We start from the raw sequence: 20,498 nt of genomic DNA, 5'->3' as shown, positions 1-20,498 counted from the left end.
TTGACTGAAATGAGGATGATTCTGGCGGTTGCCGCGGTGCTCTATTCAGCCTCCGCATTTGCGCAAGCCGACAAGCCACCGATGGTGGGGGACAAGCCGCTGGTGCAGGTCAAGCCCAAAGGGACCAAAGAGGCTGCGGCCAAACCAGCTGCGGCGGCGAAGGGTAAGCCGCAATCGATCGCGGCGCGGCTCCAGGCCTGCCTCGAGATCGACGACGGCACCAAGGACCGCCTCAACTGCTACGACGCCGTGATCCCGCCGGCGCCGAAGCCGAAGCCGGCGAAGGCCAAGGGCTACGCAGACTGCCGTTTCTTCAAGGAAGAGGACGAGCGGCTGGCCTGCTTCAACGGCTTTGCCGAGAGCATTCCGAAGCTGCCGAAAACCTAAGCGAGAGACCGGGCCCCTCGATGGCTTTACGGTCACGTCCGTTTAGCGGCTCGATGCGGATGGATTGGTAGAGGCCACGCGCGTGAGCGCAAGCGCGGGCGTCGCCGACATCTTCACCAGCACGTCCTTGAGCGGATCCCGCGTCCAGGCCCTCGTCACGTAGTCGCGATGGGTGATGCCCTCGCCAGTCTCGACGAACACCACGCTGCCGGGCCGCAATGGCCCGTCCATGTCCTCGGAGACGCTGATGCCCTTCTGCCGCAGCAGGCTCATCAGCTCGCGGTCGCGGCGCGCGGTGTAGCGGGTGTAGGCGCTGACGAAGAAGCCGGAGCGGTGGCTCTCGATCCAGGACGCGAACTTGTCCATTTCGCCATAAACGGCATCGAGCAGCACGACGCCGCGCACGCGGTCGCTGATGCCGCCGACCTCCAGACTCCAGGCCGTCGGCAGGAAGCCGCCGCTATAGCCGACGATCACGATCGGCATGTTGGCGAAGGCCCGCGCGCTGTTGGGATCGCCGGTCAGGCGGGCGAGGTGGTTGGCCGATTCCTCCATGAAGCGCTTGAAGCCGCCTGCCTGCCAGAATTTGCCGGCGCTGGAATCGGCGGCATCGACCGCCATCTGCGGCGCAAGCAGGACGACATTGGCGCCGGAATCGGTGATCTGCTTCGGTACTAGCTGCCGGTCGCGCACATCGCGCTCGAGCGTGGCGCCATTGCCGTGGAAGAACACCACGATCACGCCCGGCTTGCGGACGTCGAAATGCTCAGGGACGTGCACCAGCACGCGGCTGTCGCTGTAGGTTTCGTCCTGCCAGTAGACGCGCCCCGAATAGCTGCGGTGGCCGCGGCGGTCGCCCTTGGAGATGTTGAGGAAGGGTGCGTCGGAGGCGGGGTTGTTGCCGAAATAGGGAAAAGCTGACGACTTCATGCTGACGAGCGTCGTCAGGTCCTCACGGGGCGGGCGCTTGTAGGGGAGTTGCGGCTCGAGCGAAGCGACCTTGTAGGGCGCCTGCTCAGCCTGCGGCTGCTGCTGGACGGCGCGCTTGGGCGAGAAGTCCGACATCTGCCGTTGCAGCAAGCTCTCGCTCGCCGAGGGGAAACGCTCCTTGAACTGCGGGGCCGGGAAGCGATCCTCGAACGTGTCGCCGCTTGCCACCTGCGCATGTGTCTTTGCGACCACCTGCACGTTAGCCTGCGAGTTCGCTGCGAGCGCCGCCGGATTGGGGGCCTTGCCGCATTGAACCAGCGTCAGCCACAGCGGCACCAGGGCTGAAAACAGGCCGACCCGGAGCACACGACCGCGCGCGCCGGACGTCGTCCGATCGGCAGGCGCGTTAGCTCTCAGTTTCGGAACGGCCCCGACCATCCACCCATGACCCCAAGTCACGTCCATCGGCAATTTCAAATCAATTCAGCCGACTGGCGTTTAGGTGACGTTAAGCGTCCAGAGAAATTTCCCCACATCCGGAACCGTCAAAGGGACCATGCAATCGTGTCGTGATTGTGGGGAAGGGAAAAGGGATTCTCGGGGGATGTGCAGCTTTATCGCCCAAGACCGGACGTGAAAGGTGTCAACATACCCGTCACGTCTGCCTCATTTAACCCTTGTTAACCCTGCTTGAATTGACTGGATTCAATCTGCACGATGTCTCCCGATGAGGCGTGACGCCTTGAGAACCCCGATGACGGCATCAGATGCGGGTACCGCGCCCTGGACTGGCCGGCTGACCGAAAGCGGGTCGGGCGTCTCTGTTCTGGTCGCAACCGCCATCGTCATTGCCGACATGATTGGGGTCGGCGTCTTCACCAGCCTCGGCTTCCAGGTCAAGGACATCCCGTCCGGCTTCTCGATCCTGCTGCTCTGGACAGTCGGCGGCATCGTCGCGCTGTGCGGGGTGTTCTCCTACAGCGAGTTGGGCGCGATGTTTCCGCGCTCGAGCGGGGAGTACAATTTCCTCGGCCGCGCCTACCATCCCGCCTTCGGCTTTCTCGCCGGCTGGGTCTCGGCGACGGTGGGGTTTGCGGCACCAGTCGCGCTCGCCGCGATGGCGTTCGGTGAATATGCCAAATCGGTCGCGGACGATCTGCCGCCGATTCCACTCGCCATCGGCGTGGTGTGGCTGGTCTCGCTCGTGCAACTGACCGGCGTCAGGCACTCCTCGACGTTCCAATTGATCTCGACGATTTTGAAGGTCGTGCTGATCGTCGCTTTCCTGGTGGCCGGCTTCGTCATCGGCGTGCCGCAGCAGATCGCCTTCACGCCGGAGCCGGGCGATCTCGCCCACATCGTCAGCGCGCCCTTCGCGATCGGGCTCGTCTTCGTGATGTACTCGTTCTCGGGCTGGAATGCCGCGACCTACATCATCGGCGAGATGACCACGCCGCAGCGGAGCCTGCCGCGCGCATTGCTCGTGGGCACGCTGATCGTGCTCGTCCTCTACGTCGCGCTGAACGCGGTGTTCCTCTACTCGACGCCGGTCAGCGCGCTGGCGGGCCAGCTCGACGTTGCCAGCGTCGCCGGCAGCGCCATCTTCGGCGGCCTCGGCGGCCGGATCGTCGGCGCGATGATCTGTGCCGGTCTGATCTCCTCGATCAGCGCGATGATGTGGATCGGCCCGCGGGTGATGATGACGATGGGCGAGGACATTCCGGCGCTGCGCGTGTTCTCGCAACGATCGGCGAACGGTGCGCCGGCGTATGCCATCCTGTTTCAGCTCGCCGTCGCGAGCCTGCTGCTGTTCACGCGCAGCTTCGAGGCGGTGCTCGACTTCATCCAGTTCGCGCTGCTGTTCTGCTCGTTCTTCACCGTCGCCGGCGTCATCAAGCTCCGCATCACCGATCCCGATTTGCCGCGGCCCTATCGCGCCTGGGGATACCCGTTCACGCCGCTCGTTTTCCTGCTCGTGACCGCGTTCATGATGTACTACCTCTTGACCGAGCGGCCGGTGCAGTCGCTGTCGGGGATGCTCGTCATGCTCTCGGGTCTGGTGATTTATGTCGTCTTCCGCAGGCGGCCGCTGACCGCTGCCGCTTCACCACATCGCTAATCGACATGATCCGACCTCTGAGCATTGCGGCCGTCGTTCTTGCCTTGCTGGCTGCGGCCGTCTCGTCCGCACGCGCCGCCGACGTCACCTTCGACGACACTGCGCGCTTCCTTGCGGGCATGCAGCCTTCGGCGGACTCGCCGCTGGTGCCGCTCACGAAGGATCCAGGCTGGCAGCGTCATGCAAAATTTTTTGACGGCGCTTTCGCCCAGCTCGAGCAGCGGCAGCTCTCGAAGATCCGCAATTGGGCCGACGTCAATCTCGCCGCGCCGCGGCCAACCATGTTCTACATGTTCAGCGGCCCGGACTTCCTCTACGCCAATGCCTTCTATGCCAAGGCGAGCACCTACGTGCTTGGCGCGCTGGAGCCGGTGGGAGCGGTGCCCGACCTGACGCGGCTGCCGCGTAGCTCGATCGGCGCTGCGCTCTACAACGTCGAGCGATCGCTCGGCTCGATCCTGAGTTTTTCCTTCTTCATTACCAAGCAGATGAAGGTCGACCTGCACGCCAATCAGGTCAACGGTACGCTGCCGATCCTCTATGTTTTCCTCGCGCGCTCCGGCAAGACCATCCGCAATGTCGAGATGATCGCGCTCGACAACAAGGGCGGGGTTCACACGGCCGGCGACAATCCGGGACCCAACGCGACGCATGGCGTCCGCATCACCTTCGCCGGCAGCGACGGGGAAGCGCGCACGCTGTATTATTTCTCGACTGATCTTTCCAATTCCGGTGCGCGCGCGGCTGGCTTCCTGAAATTCTGCGAGACGCTGGGCCCCGGCAACAGCCTGCTCAAGAGCGCGTCCTATCTGCTGCATTCCGGCAATTTCACCCTCGTGCGCGACTGGCTCCTCGCCAACAGCGCCACCATCATCCAGGACGATTCCGGCATTCCGCTCGCGAACTACAATGCACGGCAATGGCGGTTCTTTCCGTTCGGCCGCTATCTCGGTCCGATCGATGAATTCGCAAGCCGCTACCAGGAGCGCTACGCCGAATTGTTCACGCGCGCCCAGCCGATCGATTTCGGCGTGGGCTATCGCTGGCGGACGCATGAGTCGAACTTGCTGCTGTCGGTGAAGGTGCCGGGCGGCGAGATCGCGCCGGCGGAGACCACCTCGTCCGCCGAGCCGTCGTCAAGGCCGCCGAGGCCGAAGCGGCTACGCCCGCCGGAGTCGATCCCGCCGCAGTCCGGACGTTTCTTCTGGTTCCGTTAGTTACCAGTGCACATTCTGGCTCGGCACGATGAACGCTGTCGTGCTTGGCGGCGTGGCGAAGCTCGTCGCCAGATACCAGCCGGAGCTGATCACGAGCACCAGCAGGGCGACGATCGCGAGCAGATCGATGATTCTGGGATCGTGATGGCCTCTCCGGCCAGAATTCAGGCCAAGCCCGGAGGGAAAATGACGGCTGATTTTCCAGCGCATTGTTGTTTCCTCCCGATGGGGAGCATCACATCAACGCGAGGCGAGAGTTCGGGTTCCGAGCGGGACGGAAAGCACCGCAGCACTCAGGATGCGTTGACCCCGCGCCAGCGGCCGTAGCGCCAGGGCAAATACCAGCGCGCGCCTTCCGGTGCGGTGAGCGGTACGTTGTCGATGCCCGAGGTGCCGAAAGGATTGCAGCGCAATAGGCGCGCGAGTGTCATCCAGCCGCCGGCCCAGAGTCCGAACCTTTCGATCGCCTCGTCGCCATAGACGGAGCAGGTCGGCAGGTGCCGGCAATTGTAGCCGACCAGGGGCGACAGCGTGTGCCGGTACAGCCAGATCAGCGCGCGGCCGAATCGGCGCGGGAGCCGGAGCGCGCCCGCCACCGGGCTGGAACAGTGCTCGTAGGCTGAATGCTTCATGTGCGCTTTGCTGTAACGTTAAGCGAAGTATTGCTCAGTTCCGCAGCAGGGAACTGTAAGCTCTTGTTTGCGCGCCATATTTTGCCTGCTTTTTGGGAGCAGTGCAGCAAGTATCTGTGGACGATCTGTATTCGCCCGGATACCATTTTTATGACGCCCGTGTGTAGAAACATACGCCTGTATGATGGACTCAGCGGGCGCTACCGGGGATTGTTTGGGGACCTTTAGGGCTTGGGGAAGGAACCAGATTGAGACTTCTGAACTCCCTTAATCTTCGCGGCTGGTTGCTGGTGGGAACCGCCGTGTGTGGAGTCGCGCTGGCTGGCGCCGTCGCGACCCTTGGAACGTCAGCGCGAGCCGGTGCTGCGCTCGAAGAGCGCAAGCTGCCGATGAAGTTCAGCTGGGTGACCTGCGAGCCGAACTGCCGCGGCTGGGTCAGCGCGGTCGGAATCATCACCGCCGATACGCCGAAGGCTTTTGAGGAGTTTGCTCGCGGACGCCAACTGGGCGGCGCCACGGTGGTGCTCGATTCCAGCGGCGGCTCGGTCAACGACGCGATCACGCTCGGCCGACGCTTCCGCAACCTCGGACTTCTGACCACGGTCGGCATCAGCGTTCAGAACCGCGGCGGGCAAGGCGCCCGTCCGGCGGTCGCGCCGGGGGCCTATTGCGAATCCATGTGCGTGTTCCTGCTGCTCGCCGGCAAGAAGCGCTATGTGCCGGAAGCTGCCCATGTCCGGGTCCACCAGATCTGGATGGGCGACCGCGCCGACGATGCCAAGGCTGCGAGCTACAGCGCCCAGGACTTGATGATCGTGGAGCGCGACATCGGCAGGCTGGCCAAATACACGTTCGACATGGGGGGGGCCGGCGATCTGCTGTCGCTCGCACTCAGCGTGCCGCCCTGGGAAGATTTGCATGAGCTCGACGCCGGAGAGCTTAAGCTCACCAATCTCGTGACCACCGACCTCGTGGCCGACGTGTTGCCGCACGTGGATATCTCCGCACCGGCAATGGCAGAGCTTACACCGAAGACGCAGGCCAGGTACGGCGCGGAACCGGAGCAGCCGCAGCAATCTGCCAAGTCGACCAAGACCGCGGAAGCCCTGGTACCGACGGCCGGCGGCGTGGCGACACCGGCGGCGGCGGCGCAGAAGTAAGCGATATGCTTTGATGGGTCATCCGTGGCGCGCGTCGGCGCGAGCCCGGAAGATCGGCAACCTCTGGATCCGGGTTCGATGCGGAGCCTGTCGTCGGACTGGTCAATAGGCCGGGTCCGGTGGCATCGCCCCGGAATGACGGAGAGCGGTCAGCCCTGCGCCGCCGCCGGCTGCTTCGCCTTGGCCTCGATCTGGCCGATGGCATCGACCACCGCATCGAAGGTGAGAAGGGTCGAGGCATGCCGCGCCTTGTAGTCGCGGACCGGCTCGAGGAACTTGATCTCTTCCCATTTTCCTTCAGGAGGCGCACCGTTCTCCTTCAGCATCTTGCGAACGGTTTCGCGCAACTCGCGGAGTTCGCTCGCAGTAGACCCCACGATCCGACTTGCCATGATGGACGAAGAGGCCTGTCCCAAGGCGCAGGCCTTCACGTCATGGGCGAAGTCGGTGACGGTGTCCCCGTTCATCTTGAGGTCGACCTTCACGGTCGAGCCGCACAGCTTGGAGTGGGCAGTGGCGGAGGCATCGGGGTCCGACAGCCGCCCGAGCCGCGGAATATTCCCGGCCAGTTCGATGATCCGCTTGTTGTAGATGTCGTTCAGCATGTGATGGAGTCCAGCACTTCCGCACCCGATCGGTCTTGGCGGGCGGCGTCCAGGGTCCTATATAGGGTCGGAACTCGCGGAAAAACAGTCCAGCGGCCCACCGGCGGTGATCCAGAATGGTGCGGCCGGCGTGGCTACGAGCGGACCTTTTTCGCCGAGACTGTTCTGTTCAGGCGTCCGGCGGCTTGCCGCCCCGTCTGCCGGTGACACTCCGGCCCGCAAGGCCGTCGAACGGAGTCGATATGGACGCTGCAATCAAATCCATCCGCCCCAACAAGCCCTCGGACCGGCAGCCCGAGAGCCGCCCGGCCGAGCTTGATCCCGCTGAATTTCTCGCAGCCGCCGTGCGCGCCGACCAGCCGCGCCCTGCGCGCGCCGAGGCGGAAGCAGCGGTAAAGACACTGCTCGCCTATATCGGCGAGGATACCGAGCGCGAAGGCCTGCTCGACACGCCGCGCCGCGTGGTCGAGGCCTTCGACGAGCTCTATCAGGGCTACCACCAGTGCCCGGCGGAGGTCCTGGACCGCACCTTCGGCGAGACGGCGGGCTATGACGATTTCGTCCTGGTGCGGGATATCGAGTTCACCTCGCAATGCGAGCATCACATGATGCCGTTCTACGGCAAGGCGCACATCGCCTATACGCCGGTGGAGCGCGTCGTCGGCCTGTCCAAGCTCGCGCGCCTGACCGATATCTTCGCCCGCCGGCTCCAGACCCAGGAACATCTGACGGCGCAGATCGCGGCCGCCATCGACGAGGTCCTCAAGCCGCGCGGCGTGGCCGTGCTGATCGAGGCCGAGCATACCTGCATGTCCGTGCGTGGTGTCGCCAAGCATGGCGCCTCCACCTTCACCAGCCGCTTCACCGGCATGTTCCGCGACAATCCGGCGGAGCAGGCCCGTTTCCTGTCCCTTGTGCGAGGCCTGCAGCGCTGACCTCGCCAACGTTCTAAGCGAGGACGCTCGTGTCCGCCCACTCCCACGAAATCGAGGAAGGTCTCGCCTTCCAGCCGAAGTTCGACGCCGCGGGCCTTCTGACCTGTGTGGCAACCGACGTCGTCAATGGCGACGTCCTCATGGTGGCGCACATGAATGACGAGGCGCTGCGCAAGACGATCGCGACCGGCGAAGCCTGGTACTTCAGCCGCTCGCGCAATGTCTTGTGGCGAAAAGGTGAGACATCGGGTCAGACCCAGCGCGTGGTCGAGATCCGCACCGATTGTGACCAGGACGCGGTCTGGATCCGCGTCGAGCAGATCGGCGCTGCCTGCCACACCGGGCGACGTTCGTGCTTCTACCGCAAGGTCGAGGCCGAGGGCGGCGGCGCCAGGCTCGTCTTTGTCGATGCCGAACGGCTGTTCGATCCGGGCGACATCTACAAGAAGTAGCCATCCGTCATTCCGGGGCATGCGAAGCACGAGCCCGGAATCGATCGTGCGACATCATGTGCGGTGGAAATGGATTCCGGGGCTCGCAGCTTCGGTGCGCCCCCGAATGACTCGGTTCGGCGGGGCGCGAGCCAAATTTACCCCGCATTAACCATACCTGTTCCACGATGAGACGACAGGGTGCCGAATTGCCGGCGCCGCTCAATGCCGCGCGGGGCGGGCACTTCATCATGTCGGTCGACAAGTTCAGTGCGACGCAGACGGCCGGTCTCGATCCGTCGCGGGCGCGCGTCGCCGGCGCGATCAAGCAGGCCTCCAATATCTCCGGCGTCAGCTTCCAGTACATGTTGACCACCGCCAAGATGGAATCGGATTTCAATCCGACGGCCGGTGCCACCACCTCGTCCGCGCACGGGCTCTATCAGTTCATCGATCAGACCTGGCTCGGCACAGTGAAGGAGGCGGGCACTCAGCTCGGCTATGGCAGCTACGCCGACGCCATTACGAAGACCGCGTCGGGCAACTACATCGTCGATGATCCCGTGATGAAGCGATCGATCATGAAGCTGCGCGACGATCCCGAGGCCGCGTCCAGCATGGCGGCGGCGCTGACGCAGTCGAACAGTTTCAAGCTCACCGGCCTGCTCGGGCGCAGGCCGAGCGACAGCGAACTCTACATGGCGCATTTCATGGGCGTCGGCGGCGCCGCGAAACTGATCGCCAATGCCGAGGACAATCCGCAGGCCGTCGGCGCGCGGCTCTTTCCCAATGCGGCCGCCGCCAACCGCTCGATCTTCTACGCCAATGACGGCCGCGCGCGCAGCGTCTCCGAAGTCTACTCGGTGCTGGACGCGCGCTTTGCCAGCGCGGCGAATTCCAAGATCACCCGCAGTGCGATGGCGATGTATGGCGGCGCGCCCTCGACGACGCAGGTGGCGAGCGCCAACGGCGTACTGCCGACAGCGCCGGTGATCGACAACGCCGCTTATCTCCAGACCTTCCCCAATACACGCGCCGTGACGCCCGTCGGTGTGACGTCACCTACAACGCTCGCGGACAATGCGCCGACCACGCCGGCGTTTCGTTCAATCTATCAGCCCGACGACGCCACGCAGCCGGTCTCGATCGCTGTGCAGAAATTGTGGGGCAACAACGCCTCGCTCACCTCGGTGGCCTCAGCAACGCCGGACGTGCGTCCGCCGCAGCCGCTCGATCTCTTCAGCGATCGCAGCGGCACGTTCTCGAGCTAGCATCTGCTCTCCTGCCCCGGACGCTCTGCAGCGTGCAACGCTTGCTGCGCTGAGCTGGTACCATGCCGCAGCAATCCTTCCGAACAAATGGGCCCGGCTTAGCGGCGCAGCACTCGCGCGCCGCACCGTGTGCGGGATGCAAGAAAAGAGCGGCTTTGTTCCCTTAACAAAACGTCAATAATACCAGCCAGTTATGGTGAACGCTTTGTTAAGCGTCGTGGTTTATTTTGTGTTGCAGGTGACAAGCCGTCACCATTTTTCGTTTTCGTTGCGTAAGCCGGAAGCATCAATGATTGTTCGGCAGTTCATCAATTGGATCAGGACGGCGTCCGCCGGCGAGCGGGCCGAGGCGACGCGGGCGTTGGCCCGGGCCTGGCTGATTTCAGACCTTTCTCATGACGACCGCGTCGCGGCCGAAGGCGCGCTTTTGATGTTGCTCGACGATCCCTCGCCGCTGGTGCGGCAGGCGATGGCCGAGGCCTTTGCTCGCAGTAACGAGGCGCCGGCTGCAATCGTGCGGGCGCTGTCGGCGGATCAGCCGACGGTTGCGCTGCCCGTGCTCGAACACTCTCCGCTGCTGATCGATGCCGATCTCGTCGACATCATCGCCACCGGCAATGACGAGGTGCAGTGCGCGGTCGCCCGGCGTATCGCGCTGCCGGTCTCGGTCTGCGCCGCTATCGCCGAGGTCGGTTGCGCGGCGGCCGCGCTGGAGCTGATCGAAAATCCGCATGCCGAGCTCGCGCCGTTCTCGTGGAATCGTATGGTAGAGCGCCACGGCCACCTCGCCGCGATCCGCGAAGCGATGCTGGTGCTGGACGATCTGCCGGCCGCAACGCGCGCGGCGCTGGTGGCCAAGCTTTCCGAGACCCTTGCGCAATTCGTCGTGGCCCGGAACTGGCTGAGTGCCGATCGTGCCGAACGCATCACGGTCGAGGCGCGCGACCGCTCCACCATCAACATCGCGGCGCGCTCGCGCGGTGAGGACATGCAGGGCCTGGTGCGGCACCTGCGCATCACCGGCCAGCTCACGGCGGGTCTGATCTTGCGCGCGCTGCTGTCGAGCAATCTCGACCTGTTCGACGCGGCGCTCGCGGAACTTGCCGATCTGCCGCTGGCGCGCGTCTCGGCGCTGCTGCACGAGCGCGGCGGCAACACCCTGCACGCGTTGCTCCGCCGCGCCGGACTGCCCGAGGCGACATTTGCGGCATTCCAGGTCGCGCTCGACGCCTCCCACGAGCAGGGTTTTGTCGACACCGATGACAGCGCGGTACGGCTGCGCCGTCGCATGGTGGAGCGCGTGCTAACCCATTGTGAGACCGACCGCGGCGCTACTGAACCGCTGATGGTCCTGCTCCGCCGCTTCGCCACGGAGTCCGCGCGCGAAGAGGCGCGGCTGTTCTGTGACGAGCTCGTCGCCAAGGACGCGGTCGATCCGCTCTATGACGATCTGATCGCGGCGTAGCAGCGAATTCCGTCATTGCGAGCGCAGCCCGGCGAGAGCGAGGTCACCAGCCATGTCGAACGACTCAGTTCCAACGACACGAAAATTGCGCCAAACTGCGTGCGGATAGCGGCCGGTCCATCGATAGGATGATCGAGCAACATCGTCGTCTCCAGGTTGAATGGATGCAACCTCAGTCTGGCCTCAGACTTGGTCGCTATCCACCCCCATGGAATCTTCGCTGCGCTCGCAACGACGAGAGGGAAGAGCTGGGCCTTATTCCGCCGGGGCAATGCTTGGCGCCAGGATCACCTCGAGATGTTCGGGGCGATCACAGTTGACGTGGGCGAGATATTCGTCGGCGACCTTGCGCAGGCGCCGGCTGAGTTCGGCGGAGACGCTGATGCTGTCGAGCCTGGTGTTCTCGTGCGCGATGGCGAGGATTGCGTTGATGTGGTGCGTGAACAGCTCGGCCGGCACCTTCGAAAGATCCGGCGCATGCTCGATGATGCGGCACAGGCTCTCGGCGATTCCCGCTGCCGAAGGAAAGCCGAAAGTCGCCGCATCGCCTTTGATGTCGTGGGCGGCGTGGAACAGCTCGTCGCGCAGCTTCCTGGTGAAACCATCCTGCTGCACCTCGGTCCAGGCGGCGGACAATCTCTCGACCTCGATCCTCATCCAGTCCTTGAATTGGCCGGACAGGCCCGCCAGCGCCTGCTCGGCGCGGGCGACCGGATCGTCCATGTCTTTTGCTTCGACCCGGCGCAGCACTTTTCGCAAGGGATTGGGCTGCGTGATGACGTGATGCGTGGCGAAGGCCTTGACCTCGATGTCCTTTGCGCTGTTCTTCGCCATGATGCCTGCCTCGTGTGAGACGCTGCGCTAGATGGAGGAGCGGGCCTTGTCGAGCAGCGAGGGCTGCTGGAGCACCTCGTGCTTTTCGCCGACGCGACGCTCCGGGCCCATATAGGCAGAGTTGGTGTTACGGCGCCGGTCCGGGCCGAAATAGGTCTTGGTCTTGATGAAGGGACGGGGATTGGCAACCACGTTGAGGATGCGCTGGTAGAGCCCCTTGGCCGAGATCGGCTTGGCCAGGAATTCGGTGACGCCGGCATCGCGCGCGACCGTGACGCGGCGCTTCTCGGAATGGCCGGTCAGCATGATGATCGGCGCGTAGGGGTTGCCCTTGGATTCAGGCTGCCGGATCATTTGCGCGAGCTCGAGCCCGTCGAAGATCGGCATCGCCCAATCGGTGATGACGATGTCGGGCACGTAATGGCTGTACATTTCCAGCGCCGTGGCGCCGTCCTCAGCCTCGTAGACTTCGCGTGCGCCGAACGAATGCAGCAGCGTCCGCAGGATGCGGCGCATGTGCGGATTGTCGTCGCAGACGAGGAAGCGCAGCTTGTTGAAGTCGATACGGAACATGACGCCCGGGCCAAAGCGGTCAACCTTCGTTAACCATATCGTGGCGGGGGTTAACGAAGGGTTGCGATCGGCCTTTTGAGAGGGGCGGCCGGCGGCTCAGTAGCCGAACTGTTCGCGCAGGATCCGCTCTTCCAGGCTGTGGCCGGGGTCGAACAGCATGCGCATCGAGATGGTCTTGTCGGACAGGACCTCGACACGGCGGACGTCGCGCACCTCGTCATGATCGGCGACCGCCGCCACGGGGCGCTTGTCGCCCTCGAGCACCTCGATCACGACATAGGCCGTGTTGGGCAGCAGCGCGCCGCGCCACCGGCGCGGGCGGAAGGCGCTGATCGGCGTCAGCGCCAGCAGCGCGGCGTTGATCGGCAGGATCGGCCCTTGGGCGGAGAGGTTGTAGGCGGTAGAGCCGGCCGGCGTCGCCACCATGATGCCGTCGGCGATCAGCTCGGCCATGCGCTCGCGCTCGTCGATCAGGATCCTTAAGCGTGCGGCCTGGTAGGTTTGCCGGAACAGTGCGACCTCGTTGATGGCGTGGTGCAGGTGGACGCGGTCGTTGACGTCGGTCGCGCGCATCAAGAGCGGATGGATTTCGGATTCATGCGCCGCCTCGAGCCGCGTGCGCAGATCGTGCGTCGAGTATTCGTTCATCAGGAAGCCGACCGTGCCGCGGTGCATGCCGTAGATCGGCTTTCCCGTGTGCATGTTCCGGTGCAGCGTCTGGAGCATCAAGCCGTCGCCGCCGAGCGCGACGACGACATCGGCTTCCCTGGGGTCGTAATTGCCATAATCCCGAGTGAGCTGGCCGAAGGCGGCCTGCGCCTCGCTGCTCGGGCTGGCGACGAAGGCGATCCGGTCGTATCGCGAGGGCTTGGTCATGGCTTCCCGGGCAGGTGCCGCTGGCTCGAGTAAGTTCCGCCGGGCTCGTCTATACGACCTGGGCCTCGATTGTCGAGGAGGACCGCCTTTCAAGGCAAACGGGCGATTGCCCCATCCCGATTCAGGGCGAAACGGGGGCGCTTTGGGTCCGAACGACCTCTCCAGGCGCCGCCAAACCCATGATCCCCCAAACCGTCGCAATTCCTTGGCTATGATCGGTGCGCACCGGCCTCAGAGCCGGGCACGGAGAACGATCATGGTATTGAGTTTGCCGGCGCTCCGCCACGCGATGCTGGTGATGGCGGTGTCGGCTTTCGCCTTCGCAGGATGGGCGCGCGCGGAGGATCCGCCACAGCCGCGCTCCGAGACGACATCGCCGGCCGGACAGAAAGGCGGGCGTGGCGGTGGCGCGCAAAGCCCTACGCCTGGTTCGCCGTCGGCGGCCGAGCTGCATCGTCTGCCGCCGGATTCCACCACGAAGCAGACGCTCGATCTGCCTGGCCGCACCCTCAACTTCGCCGCGACCGCCGGCTCGATCCGCGTGTTCGACGGCAAGGGCGACCCGCTGGCCGACATCGCCGTCACCTCCTATGAGCTCGACGATGCCGATCGCGCGACGCGCCCCGTGACGTTCCTGTTCAACGGTGGGCCCGGCGCATCTTCGGCATGGCTCCAGTTCGGCGCCGCGGGGCCATGGCGGCTGCCGCTCGATGGCGAAGCCCTGTCGCCGTCCGCCTCGCCCGAGGTGAAGCCGAACGCGGAGACCTGGCTCGACTTCACCGATCTCGTCTTCATCGATCCCGTCAGCACCGGGTACAGCCGCTTCGTCGCGAGCGGCGAGGACGCTCGCAAGTCCTTCTATTCCGTCGACGGCGACGCCAATTCGATCGCGCTGGTGATCCGCCGCTGGCTCGAGAAGCACGACCGGCTAATCTCGCCGAAATACGTGGCGGGCGAAAGCTATGGCGGGATTCGCGGACCGAAGGTGGTGCGCCAGTTGCAGCTCCAGCATGGAGTCGGCGTCAGGGGATTGATCCTGGTCTCGCCGCTGTTCGACTTCCGCGAGTTCGCCGGCACGAGCTTGCTGCAATATGTCGCGACGCTGCCGAGCTATGTCGCGGTGGCGCGCGAAGCCAAGGCACCGGTCACGCGCGCCGATCTCGCCGACGTCGAGGCCTACGCGCGCGGCGAATTCCTGGCTGACCTCGTCAAGGGTGAGGCGGACAAGGAGGCCACCAACCGGCTGGCCGACAAAGTCGCCGAGCTCACCGGCATCGACCAGGCGGTGAGCCGCAGGCTCGCCGGCCGGCTCGACGTCGGTGAATTCCGCCGCGAGTTTGATCGCAAGAACGGCAAAGTGACGGGACGCTACGACGGCTCCGTGCGCGGCTTCGATCCCTACCCGGATTCCAGCAGCTCGCGCTTCGGCGACCCCTCGGGCGATGCACTCCAGGCGCCGCTGACGAGCGCCGCGGTCGACGTGTTGACACGCAAGCTCAACTGGCGGCCGGACGGCTCCTATGAAGTCCTGAACGGCAGCATCGAGGGACACTGGGATTTCGGCCGCGGCCTCAACCCGCCGCAATCGGTATCGGAGCTGCGCCAGATTCTCGCCACCGATGCAAAGCTGAACGTGCTGGTTGCGCACGGCCTGTTCGATCTCGCCACACCCTATTTCGGATCGAAGCGCGTGCTCGACCAGTTACCGGCCTTCGTCACGCAACGCGTGAAATTCGTCGTCTATCCCGGCGGCCACATGTTCTATTCGCGCGATGATTCGCGGCAATCGATGCGCAGCGAGGTAGAGGCGCTTATCCGGGAGTAGGCCGCCGCTTGCGTGGCGGATACCGGCGCGCGATCTCGCGCGCCACGGCGCTTGCAGGCTTGACGTTGGCACCGGCGATCCAGATGTCGCTCACCTTGCCGCGCTTGTCCCGGACGCGGCGGACCGGCTCGCCATGGCTGGAGTAACCGGCGGCCCAGGCGAGCTTGCCGCTGTCGCGGCCGGTGACCTCGATCTCGGCGGCATCCATGAATGGGTTGTTGAACTGCGGGTTGGCGACGAGCACGCGGTTGCCCGCGGGCACGAGATCTGTGGCTCCCCAGATCGTCCACCAGCGGCCGGTCCAGTCGCGCACGCGCCGGTCGGGCGCGCCGCGTGTCTTGAACGCGCGCAGGATTTGCATCGCGCCGTCCATCCAGAATGGCGCCGCGCCGTCAATGGAATTGCTGAGGATGCTGATCGCGAGCTCGCAAGCGGGGATGGAGCAGGTCCGGGAGATGTAACCCTGGAAGCCGCCGCCATGGCCGAACCAGTCCCAGCCGTCGGTCTTGCCGGCGTTGACGCCTAACCCGTAATAGCCCTCGAAGCTCTGCGGGATGCGCCAATGGTGTCGCGTCATCTCGCGGCGGCTCGCGACCGAGAGAACGCTCTTCTTCGCATTGGGCGCAAGCTGCGCGAAGAAGCGGGCGGTATCGCCGGCGGTCGCGACAAAGCCCGCCGCGGACGCCATGGCGTGCGCGGGATTGTCGCCGGGGATTACGCAGCGCTCGCCGAGCGGCAGCTTTCGGGTATGGCCGCGCGCGAACGGCGTGCCCTTGGCAAGCGGCGCGTCCGGCTCGGTCGCACGCAAGCCCACGGGTTCGACGATTTCGCGCTTGATCCAGATAGGGTAGGGCTCCTTCGTCACGGCTTCGATGACGAGGCCGATCAGGCCAAAGCCATGATTGGAATATTTGAAGCGGGTGCCGGGCTCGATTGCGGCCGGCAGCTTCAATTCCGCGAGCAGCTCGTTCGCGTCGAGATAGGGCCGGCTATCGATGAACTGACCTGAATCGGCGCCGTCACGCGTCAGTCCCGCGCTGTGCGAGAGCACCTGCGCGATCGTCGTCTCTGCCACGCGCGGATGCAGGCCGCCGACGTATTGACCGATCGGATCGTCGAGTCGGAGCTTGCGCTGCTCGCGCAGCTTCATGATGCCGGTGGAGGTGAAGCTCTTCGAGTGCGAGGCAATGCGGAAGCGGTGCCGCGGAGTGAGCTTCTCGCCGGTGTCGAGATTGGCAAGGCCGAATGCGCGCTCGGCGACGACCTCGCCGCGATGGGCAAAGGCGATGATGACGCCGGGCTGTTGGAATGTCCTCTGTTGGAATTCGATCCAGGAGCCGATGTAGTTGATCGCGGATCGCAGCCACGTATCCATTGCACACCAATTGCGAGGGATGGTGCGCGAGGCTAGCCGAGAAAGTGGAACGGGCACAACCCCGAGGTTGTGCGCGCTCGCTTCATTCAAATAGTGATGTCTCAGTAGACCAGCGTCGCGCCGGTAGGCCTGTCGAGCGCGGCGGCGAGCGAGCGATATTCGGAGCTGTCGGTGCCGGCGAGCGAGGCGATCTTGTCCAGGTGGTACTGCGCTTGTTCGCGGTTCCCCTGCTCGAGCTGCCAGAGGCCGTAATACTGCCAAGTGCGGACGTGGTTCGGATCGTCCTTCAGCGCCAGCTCGTAATAGGCCTTTGACGACTGGTAATCGCCGAGCTTGCGATAGGAGTAGCCGATCAGGTTGGCGACATCAGCGACCTCGTCGCGCTTGAGCGACTTCAGCTGGTCGATTGCGCCGGTGTAGTCGTGACGGTCGTAGATCGCAGCGTAGGCGGCGCGATAGGCCGCCACGAATTTGGGATCGCTGACGGATGAGCTCTTCTTCTTGCCCTTCTTGGTCGAAGTGTCCGACTTCGGCGGCGGCGAAGGTTCATCGCTGCCGGCGGCATAGGCGCTGGTCAGCATCGGCCCGGCCGCCAGCGCCATCGAGACCAGTCCCGGCACCAGAAGCGTTGAGAGTCTGCGCATTGATGTTCTCCCGTATGAAACGTGGCGATCCTACACGATTGCCTGAAGACCGGAACACCCATGGGGCAAAAACATTCCCGCTTCGCACGATCTATTCGTCCCGGCGCAGATGACAAACTTGTCATTGAGATGAACGGGAGCCCGCCATGGGCTTCAGACTGGGTTCAGTGGCTGCTCTCTAGGCTCGGACTTACGATCGAAGGGGTGACGAGAGGGCGCCGCCTCGAGATCCTTCCCAGAGGAGACCAACCATGTTGAAGACCATTTCCGCAGCCTTGCTCGCAGCCTCCGTGATCGCAGCCCCGGCTTTCGCCGCCGAGGCCGGCAAGACCACCACGACCGCGCCGGTGATCAAGGCGGACCAGAGCCAGACCAAGGCGGCGAATACTGCCGTGAAATCGGATGCGGGCGTCAAGCCCGACACGAAGGCTTCCGACGTCAAGGCGAATGCCAAGGTGGACACCAAGTCGAACGCGATGAACGCCAACGCCGCCGCCACGCCCGACGAGCACAAGTCCGTGCGCAAGCATCGCCATCACCACAAGCAGGTCACGGCCAAGGAATCGCTGAAGGCGCAGCCGGACGTGACCAAGCCGGCGACATCGGACAAGCGCAACTGACCACTGATCCCGCGCGGCGGCATCCCTGGCATTGCCCCGCCGCCGCGTGCGGAGTTCAGGCCCGGTCCGTTCGCCATGCCTCGTGCGAAAGCCCGAGGTGTCGGCGGCGGGCCGGCGCGCCGTTTGCGCCGTTGCAAGCGAATCCCTTCGTGCAGCCCTGCAGGTTTAGATCATGCAGGCTGAGATCATGCAGGCTTGGGTTCGTGGAAGCTTGGGGCTAGAACATCTCCGAGTCTGATCGAGCGGAGAGCGGGGCCTGTGGGGCGATTGGCGAGATATGCAGTGATCATGGCGTTGCCGTTGACGCTTGCGGCATGCTTCGGCAGCGACGGTGACCGTCCAACGCTGATAGGCGGGACCCAGGCCGGAGGGCCGCAGCCGTTTCCCGACAATTTCCGCAGCGACACGCTGGCCTTGATGCGCAGCTATCTGAACAACCCGGTCGGGGTGCACGACGCCAGCATGGCCGATCCGGTGCTGCGCGAAGTTGGCGGGCGCCAGTTCTACGTGAGCTGCCTGCATTTCACCCCGCGCGAGACCGATGGCAGCTACAAGGGCATGCGCGAGCGCGCCGTGATATTCGTCAACGGGCGGAGCGACCGCGTCATCGATGATCGGACGAGCGAGCTCTGTGCCGGTGCGGTTTACGCACCCTTTCCGGAACTGGAAAAGATGACGCGGTAGCGCAAAGCCCGCCTTCATCGCCTTGTGGTAGGACAGACCGCGCCGGAGCCGCTGATCACATCTTGGCGAGCTTTGAACGGGCGGTTTCGTCTCGCGACAAATCGTTACGGCTGGCCCTGCGCCGACGACGAGAACGGCCGGCGCAAGGCGACGTAACGGAACAAAATCGCGTTGTTGCCAACCCGTCACAGTAGCGAACGATCAACGTTCCGGCACCGCCGCGAAGCAACCAAATTCACGCCACGTTGTTTGCTGAGGGTCGAATTTGAGAGAACGGGGATGATCATGAAGACGATTTTGCTCGGTGCAGTCGCGCTGCTGGCGCTGGCCGCGCCGGCCGCTGCAGCCGACATGCAGCCGCGCCCTTACACCAAGGCACCGGCCTATACGCCGCCACAGGTGATCTACAACTGGACAGGTTTCTACATCGGCGGCCATGTCGGCGGCGCCTTTGCCGGTGACAATGGCTTCCAGTCGAGCGATGCCCGCTTCCTCGGCGGCGTGCAGGGCGGCTTCGACTACCAGTTCGCGCCCAATTGGGTGGTGGGTATCGAGGCCCAGTATTCCTGGCTGCCGACCAACAACAACGGCGTCACTTTCCCGCTGGGCACGCAGGTGACGTCCAACACCGACCAACTTGGGTCGGTGACCGGTCGCATCGGCTACACCTGGGGACCGACGCTGCTCTACGCCAAGGGCGGTTATGCCTGGCGCAATAACGGCCTTGGCGTGAACATCGCCGGGGTGCCGCAGACCTTCACCACCACCGGCAACAGCAAGGACGGCTACACCGTCGGCGCCGGCCTCGAATACATGTTCGCGCCGAGCTGGTCCGCCAAGGCCGAGTATCAGTATTACAACTTTGGCAGCACCACCTTCACCTCCGGCCCAGCCGATATCGTCGGCGTCCGCGGCCGGGAGGATGAACATACCGTCAAGGTCGGCGTGAACTACCGGTTCGGCTGGGGCGGCCCGTTGGCCTCGCGCTACTGACCTCTGCCAACGACCGCGATCTGACAAAGGCCGGCTTTCCCGCCGGCCTTTCGTTTGCCCGCCTGTTGCTCGCCGGCCTGTTGTTTGCTTTGAGTCAACCATCTGGCGCATCGTTGCAAGCAAACATTCCGGCGCGCGTCTTCTCACGCGCGTCATGGCCCGGGGGTAAAGCAAAAATAATTTTTGCCGCTTACGGAACTCGCGCTCCGGAACGCGTTATATGAGAATTACGGGCTGGTGAGACGACGGACATGCGTATCTTGGTGTCGGCAGGGGTGCTCTCGTGCGTCATCTGCTTGCCCTGCTCTGCACAGACAATCCTCAAATCCGAGCCTCTGATGCTGGCCCCTTATGAGGTGGCCTTCGTCAAGGACGCTTCCTGTCCGTCGGGCAAGGTGCTGAAGGTCACCGGCGCGATCCGCGGGCTGCATCGCCGGAAGGCCTGCGTGGCCCTGGCCGGCGAGCAGGCGTCTCTCGCGACCGCGACGCCCTGAGCCTCGCTCCGGACCTCAAGTGTTCAGCTCGAGCTCCATCTTCGACTGCTGCTCGGCCTCAGCTTTGTTTTTGGCGGGGTCCTCGCCCTGGGCAGCCTGGCAGGGCGCGATCTCGTAGTCATTGTCGAGCACCCGGCGCGGTCCCGGCTGCTCGTCGTCCGCGATCACGTCCACAACGAGACCACTTCGCTGCGCGAGTTTCCAGACGTCGGACTCGCTCGGATAGGCCTTGCTGATCTGGGCGTCGTTGCAGAACAGGGCGTAGGGCATTCTTCCCGCTCCAGGAAAGCCCGTTAACGAATTTGCGCGGAAGGGGTTCCGTCGGCTGGTCGATCACGGCGCCGTGATCGGGCAGTCGTATCCTGAGTCGTAAACGAGTCCTGAATCCCTAAAAAAAGAATCCCTGGGACTCTCCGGCTGGAATCAGC

The 20,498-nt window shown here is 64.3% G+C and carries 23 protein-coding genes; 13 read left to right on the top strand and 10 right to left on the bottom strand.

Annotation, left to right across the window (positions count from 1 at the left end):
* Positions 1 to 9: 9 nt before the first annotated feature.
* Positions 10 to 387 carry a hypothetical protein gene (locus IVA87_RS08985; protein WP_091889385.1) on the top strand — a complete coding sequence of 126 codons (378 nt, stop codon included), beginning with the start codon at positions 10 to 12 and terminating at the stop codon, positions 385 to 387.
* 42 nt (positions 388 to 429) lie between these two features.
* On the opposite strand, the gene IVA87_RS08980 is transcribed toward IVA87_RS08985, so the two are convergent.
* A complete protein-coding gene (locus tag IVA87_RS08980) occupies positions 430 to 1,755 on the bottom strand; it encodes an alpha/beta hydrolase (RefSeq protein WP_247333389.1) in 1,326 nt (441 codons plus the stop codon).
* Between the two features lie 316 nt (positions 1,756 to 2,071).
* On the opposite strand from IVA87_RS08980, the gene IVA87_RS08975 reads away from it, so the two are divergent.
* On the top strand, positions 2,072 to 3,436 hold the full coding sequence (locus IVA87_RS08975; protein ID WP_247333377.1) for an amino acid permease: 1,365 nt from the start codon (positions 2,072 to 2,074) through the stop codon (positions 3,434 to 3,436).
* 5 nt (positions 3,437 to 3,441) lie between these two features.
* Positions 3,442 to 4,653 carry a hypothetical protein gene (locus IVA87_RS08970; protein WP_247333376.1) on the top strand — a complete coding sequence of 404 codons (1,212 nt, stop codon included), beginning with the start codon at positions 3,442 to 3,444 and terminating at the stop codon, positions 4,651 to 4,653.
* Here IVA87_RS08970 and IVA87_RS08965 read toward each other — a convergent pair whose 3' ends face one another.
* Positions 4,654 to 4,863, bottom strand: coding sequence for a hypothetical protein (locus IVA87_RS08965; protein WP_247298436.1), 210 nt, complete (start codon positions 4,861 to 4,863; stop codon positions 4,654 to 4,656). It abuts the gene before it with no gap.
* Positions 4,864 to 4,946: 83 nt separating this feature from the next.
* Positions 4,947 to 5,285, bottom strand: coding sequence for a membrane protein insertion efficiency factor YidD (gene yidD / locus IVA87_RS08960; RefSeq protein WP_247298438.1), 339 nt, complete (start codon positions 5,283 to 5,285; stop codon positions 4,947 to 4,949).
* 248 nt (positions 5,286 to 5,533) lie between these two features.
* Here yidD and IVA87_RS08955 point away from each other — a divergent pair, with 248 nt between their 5' ends.
* A complete protein-coding gene (locus IVA87_RS08955) occupies positions 5,534 to 6,445 on the top strand; it encodes a hypothetical protein (protein ID WP_247333375.1) in 912 nt (303 codons plus the stop codon).
* Between the two features lie 149 nt (positions 6,446 to 6,594).
* On the opposite strand, the gene IVA87_RS08950 is transcribed toward IVA87_RS08955, so the two are convergent.
* On the bottom strand, positions 6,595 to 7,050 hold the full coding sequence (locus tag IVA87_RS08950) for an iron-sulfur cluster assembly scaffold protein (protein WP_247298444.1): 456 nt from the start codon (positions 7,048 to 7,050) through the stop codon (positions 6,595 to 6,597).
* 242 nt (positions 7,051 to 7,292) lie between these two features.
* Here IVA87_RS08950 and folE point away from each other — a divergent pair, with 242 nt between their 5' ends.
* The 4 genes from folE (at position 7,293) to IVA87_RS08930 (ending at position 11,152) form a co-directional block, all read left to right on the top strand.
* On the top strand, positions 7,293 to 7,985 hold the full coding sequence (gene folE / locus IVA87_RS08945; protein WP_247280881.1) for a GTP cyclohydrolase I FolE: 693 nt from the start codon (positions 7,293 to 7,295) through the stop codon (positions 7,983 to 7,985).
* Positions 7,986 to 8,014: 29 nt separating this feature from the next.
* Complete coding sequence (gene hisI, locus IVA87_RS08940; RefSeq protein WP_247298447.1) at positions 8,015 to 8,437, top strand: phosphoribosyl-AMP cyclohydrolase; 423 nt, start codon at positions 8,015 to 8,017, stop codon at positions 8,435 to 8,437.
* A 167-nt stretch (positions 8,438 to 8,604) separates the two neighbouring features.
* Positions 8,605 to 9,687: a lytic transglycosylase domain-containing protein gene (locus IVA87_RS08935; protein WP_247298449.1), complete on the top strand. Its 1,083-nt coding sequence runs from the start codon at positions 8,605 to 8,607 to the stop codon at positions 9,685 to 9,687.
* 289 nt (positions 9,688 to 9,976) lie between these two features.
* A complete protein-coding gene (locus IVA87_RS08930; protein WP_247333374.1) occupies positions 9,977 to 11,152 on the top strand; it encodes a DUF2336 domain-containing protein in 1,176 nt (391 codons plus the stop codon).
* A gap of 255 nt (positions 11,153 to 11,407) precedes the next feature.
* Here IVA87_RS08930 and IVA87_RS08925 read toward each other — a convergent pair whose 3' ends face one another.
* The 3 genes from IVA87_RS08925 to IVA87_RS08915 all read right to left on the bottom strand — a co-directional run bounded on the left by IVA87_RS08925 (position 11,408) and on the right by IVA87_RS08915 (position 13,435).
* Complete coding sequence (locus IVA87_RS08925; RefSeq protein WP_247333372.1) at positions 11,408 to 11,986, bottom strand: Hpt domain-containing protein; 579 nt, start codon at positions 11,984 to 11,986, stop codon at positions 11,408 to 11,410.
* A 27-nt stretch (positions 11,987 to 12,013) separates the two neighbouring features.
* Entirely contained in the window at positions 12,014 to 12,559 is a 546-nt protein-coding gene (locus tag IVA87_RS08920) for a response regulator (RefSeq protein WP_008549760.1), read from the bottom strand.
* A 96-nt stretch (positions 12,560 to 12,655) separates the two neighbouring features.
* On the bottom strand, positions 12,656 to 13,435 hold the full coding sequence (locus tag IVA87_RS08915) for an NAD kinase (protein ID WP_247280885.1): 780 nt from the start codon (positions 13,433 to 13,435) through the stop codon (positions 12,656 to 12,658).
* A gap of 256 nt (positions 13,436 to 13,691) precedes the next feature.
* Here IVA87_RS08915 and IVA87_RS08910 point away from each other — a divergent pair, with 256 nt between their 5' ends.
* The gene (locus IVA87_RS08910; RefSeq protein ID WP_247333370.1) at positions 13,692 to 15,260 is read left to right on the top strand and encodes a peptidase S10; all 1,569 of its coding nucleotides are present in this window, start codon (positions 13,692 to 13,694) and stop codon (positions 15,258 to 15,260) included.
* Here IVA87_RS08910 and IVA87_RS08905 read toward each other — a convergent pair.
* Both IVA87_RS08905 and IVA87_RS08900 read right to left on the bottom strand, forming a co-directional pair.
* On the bottom strand, positions 15,247 to 16,635 hold the full coding sequence (locus IVA87_RS08905; RefSeq protein WP_247333368.1) for a serine hydrolase domain-containing protein: 1,389 nt from the start codon (positions 16,633 to 16,635) through the stop codon (positions 15,247 to 15,249). The two genes, IVA87_RS08910 and IVA87_RS08905, sit on opposite strands and share 14 nt — an antisense overlap.
* A 101-nt stretch (positions 16,636 to 16,736) precedes the next feature.
* The gene (locus tag IVA87_RS08900; RefSeq protein ID WP_247333365.1) at positions 16,737 to 17,279 is read right to left on the bottom strand and encodes a tetratricopeptide repeat protein; all 543 of its coding nucleotides are present in this window, start codon (positions 17,277 to 17,279) and stop codon (positions 16,737 to 16,739) included.
* Positions 17,280 to 17,530: 251 nt separating this feature from the next.
* Between IVA87_RS08900 and IVA87_RS08895 the strand changes: the two genes are divergently transcribed.
* From IVA87_RS08895 to IVA87_RS35315, 4 genes are all read left to right on the top strand, one after another.
* Entirely contained in the window at positions 17,531 to 17,899 is a 369-nt protein-coding gene (locus tag IVA87_RS08895; protein WP_247298465.1) for a hypothetical protein, read from the top strand.
* A gap of 285 nt (positions 17,900 to 18,184) precedes the next feature.
* Entirely contained in the window at positions 18,185 to 18,583 is a 399-nt protein-coding gene (locus IVA87_RS08890; RefSeq protein WP_247298487.1) for a hypothetical protein, read from the top strand.
* A 285-nt stretch (positions 18,584 to 18,868) separates the two neighbouring features.
* On the top strand, positions 18,869 to 19,576 hold the full coding sequence (locus IVA87_RS08885; RefSeq protein ID WP_247333363.1) for an outer membrane protein: 708 nt from the start codon (positions 18,869 to 18,871) through the stop codon (positions 19,574 to 19,576).
* A gap of 251 nt (positions 19,577 to 19,827) precedes the next feature.
* On the top strand, positions 19,828 to 20,070 hold the full coding sequence (locus tag IVA87_RS35315; RefSeq protein WP_346657752.1) for a hypothetical protein: 243 nt from the start codon (positions 19,828 to 19,830) through the stop codon (positions 20,068 to 20,070).
* A 15-nt stretch (positions 20,071 to 20,085) separates the two neighbouring features.
* On the opposite strand, the gene IVA87_RS08875 is transcribed toward IVA87_RS35315, so the two are convergent.
* Positions 20,086 to 20,340 carry a hypothetical protein gene (locus IVA87_RS08875; protein WP_247298468.1) on the bottom strand — a complete coding sequence of 85 codons (255 nt, stop codon included), beginning with the start codon at positions 20,338 to 20,340 and terminating at the stop codon, positions 20,086 to 20,088.
* Positions 20,341 to 20,498: the final 158 nt, after the last annotated feature.

It is taken from the genome of Bradyrhizobium sp. 147 (assembly GCF_023073935.1).
Taxonomy (GTDB): domain Bacteria; phylum Pseudomonadota; class Alphaproteobacteria; order Rhizobiales; family Xanthobacteraceae; genus Bradyrhizobium.
The sequence above is the reverse complement of the archived record's forward strand: the minus strand, read 5'-3'. Positions and strand labels throughout refer to the sequence as shown.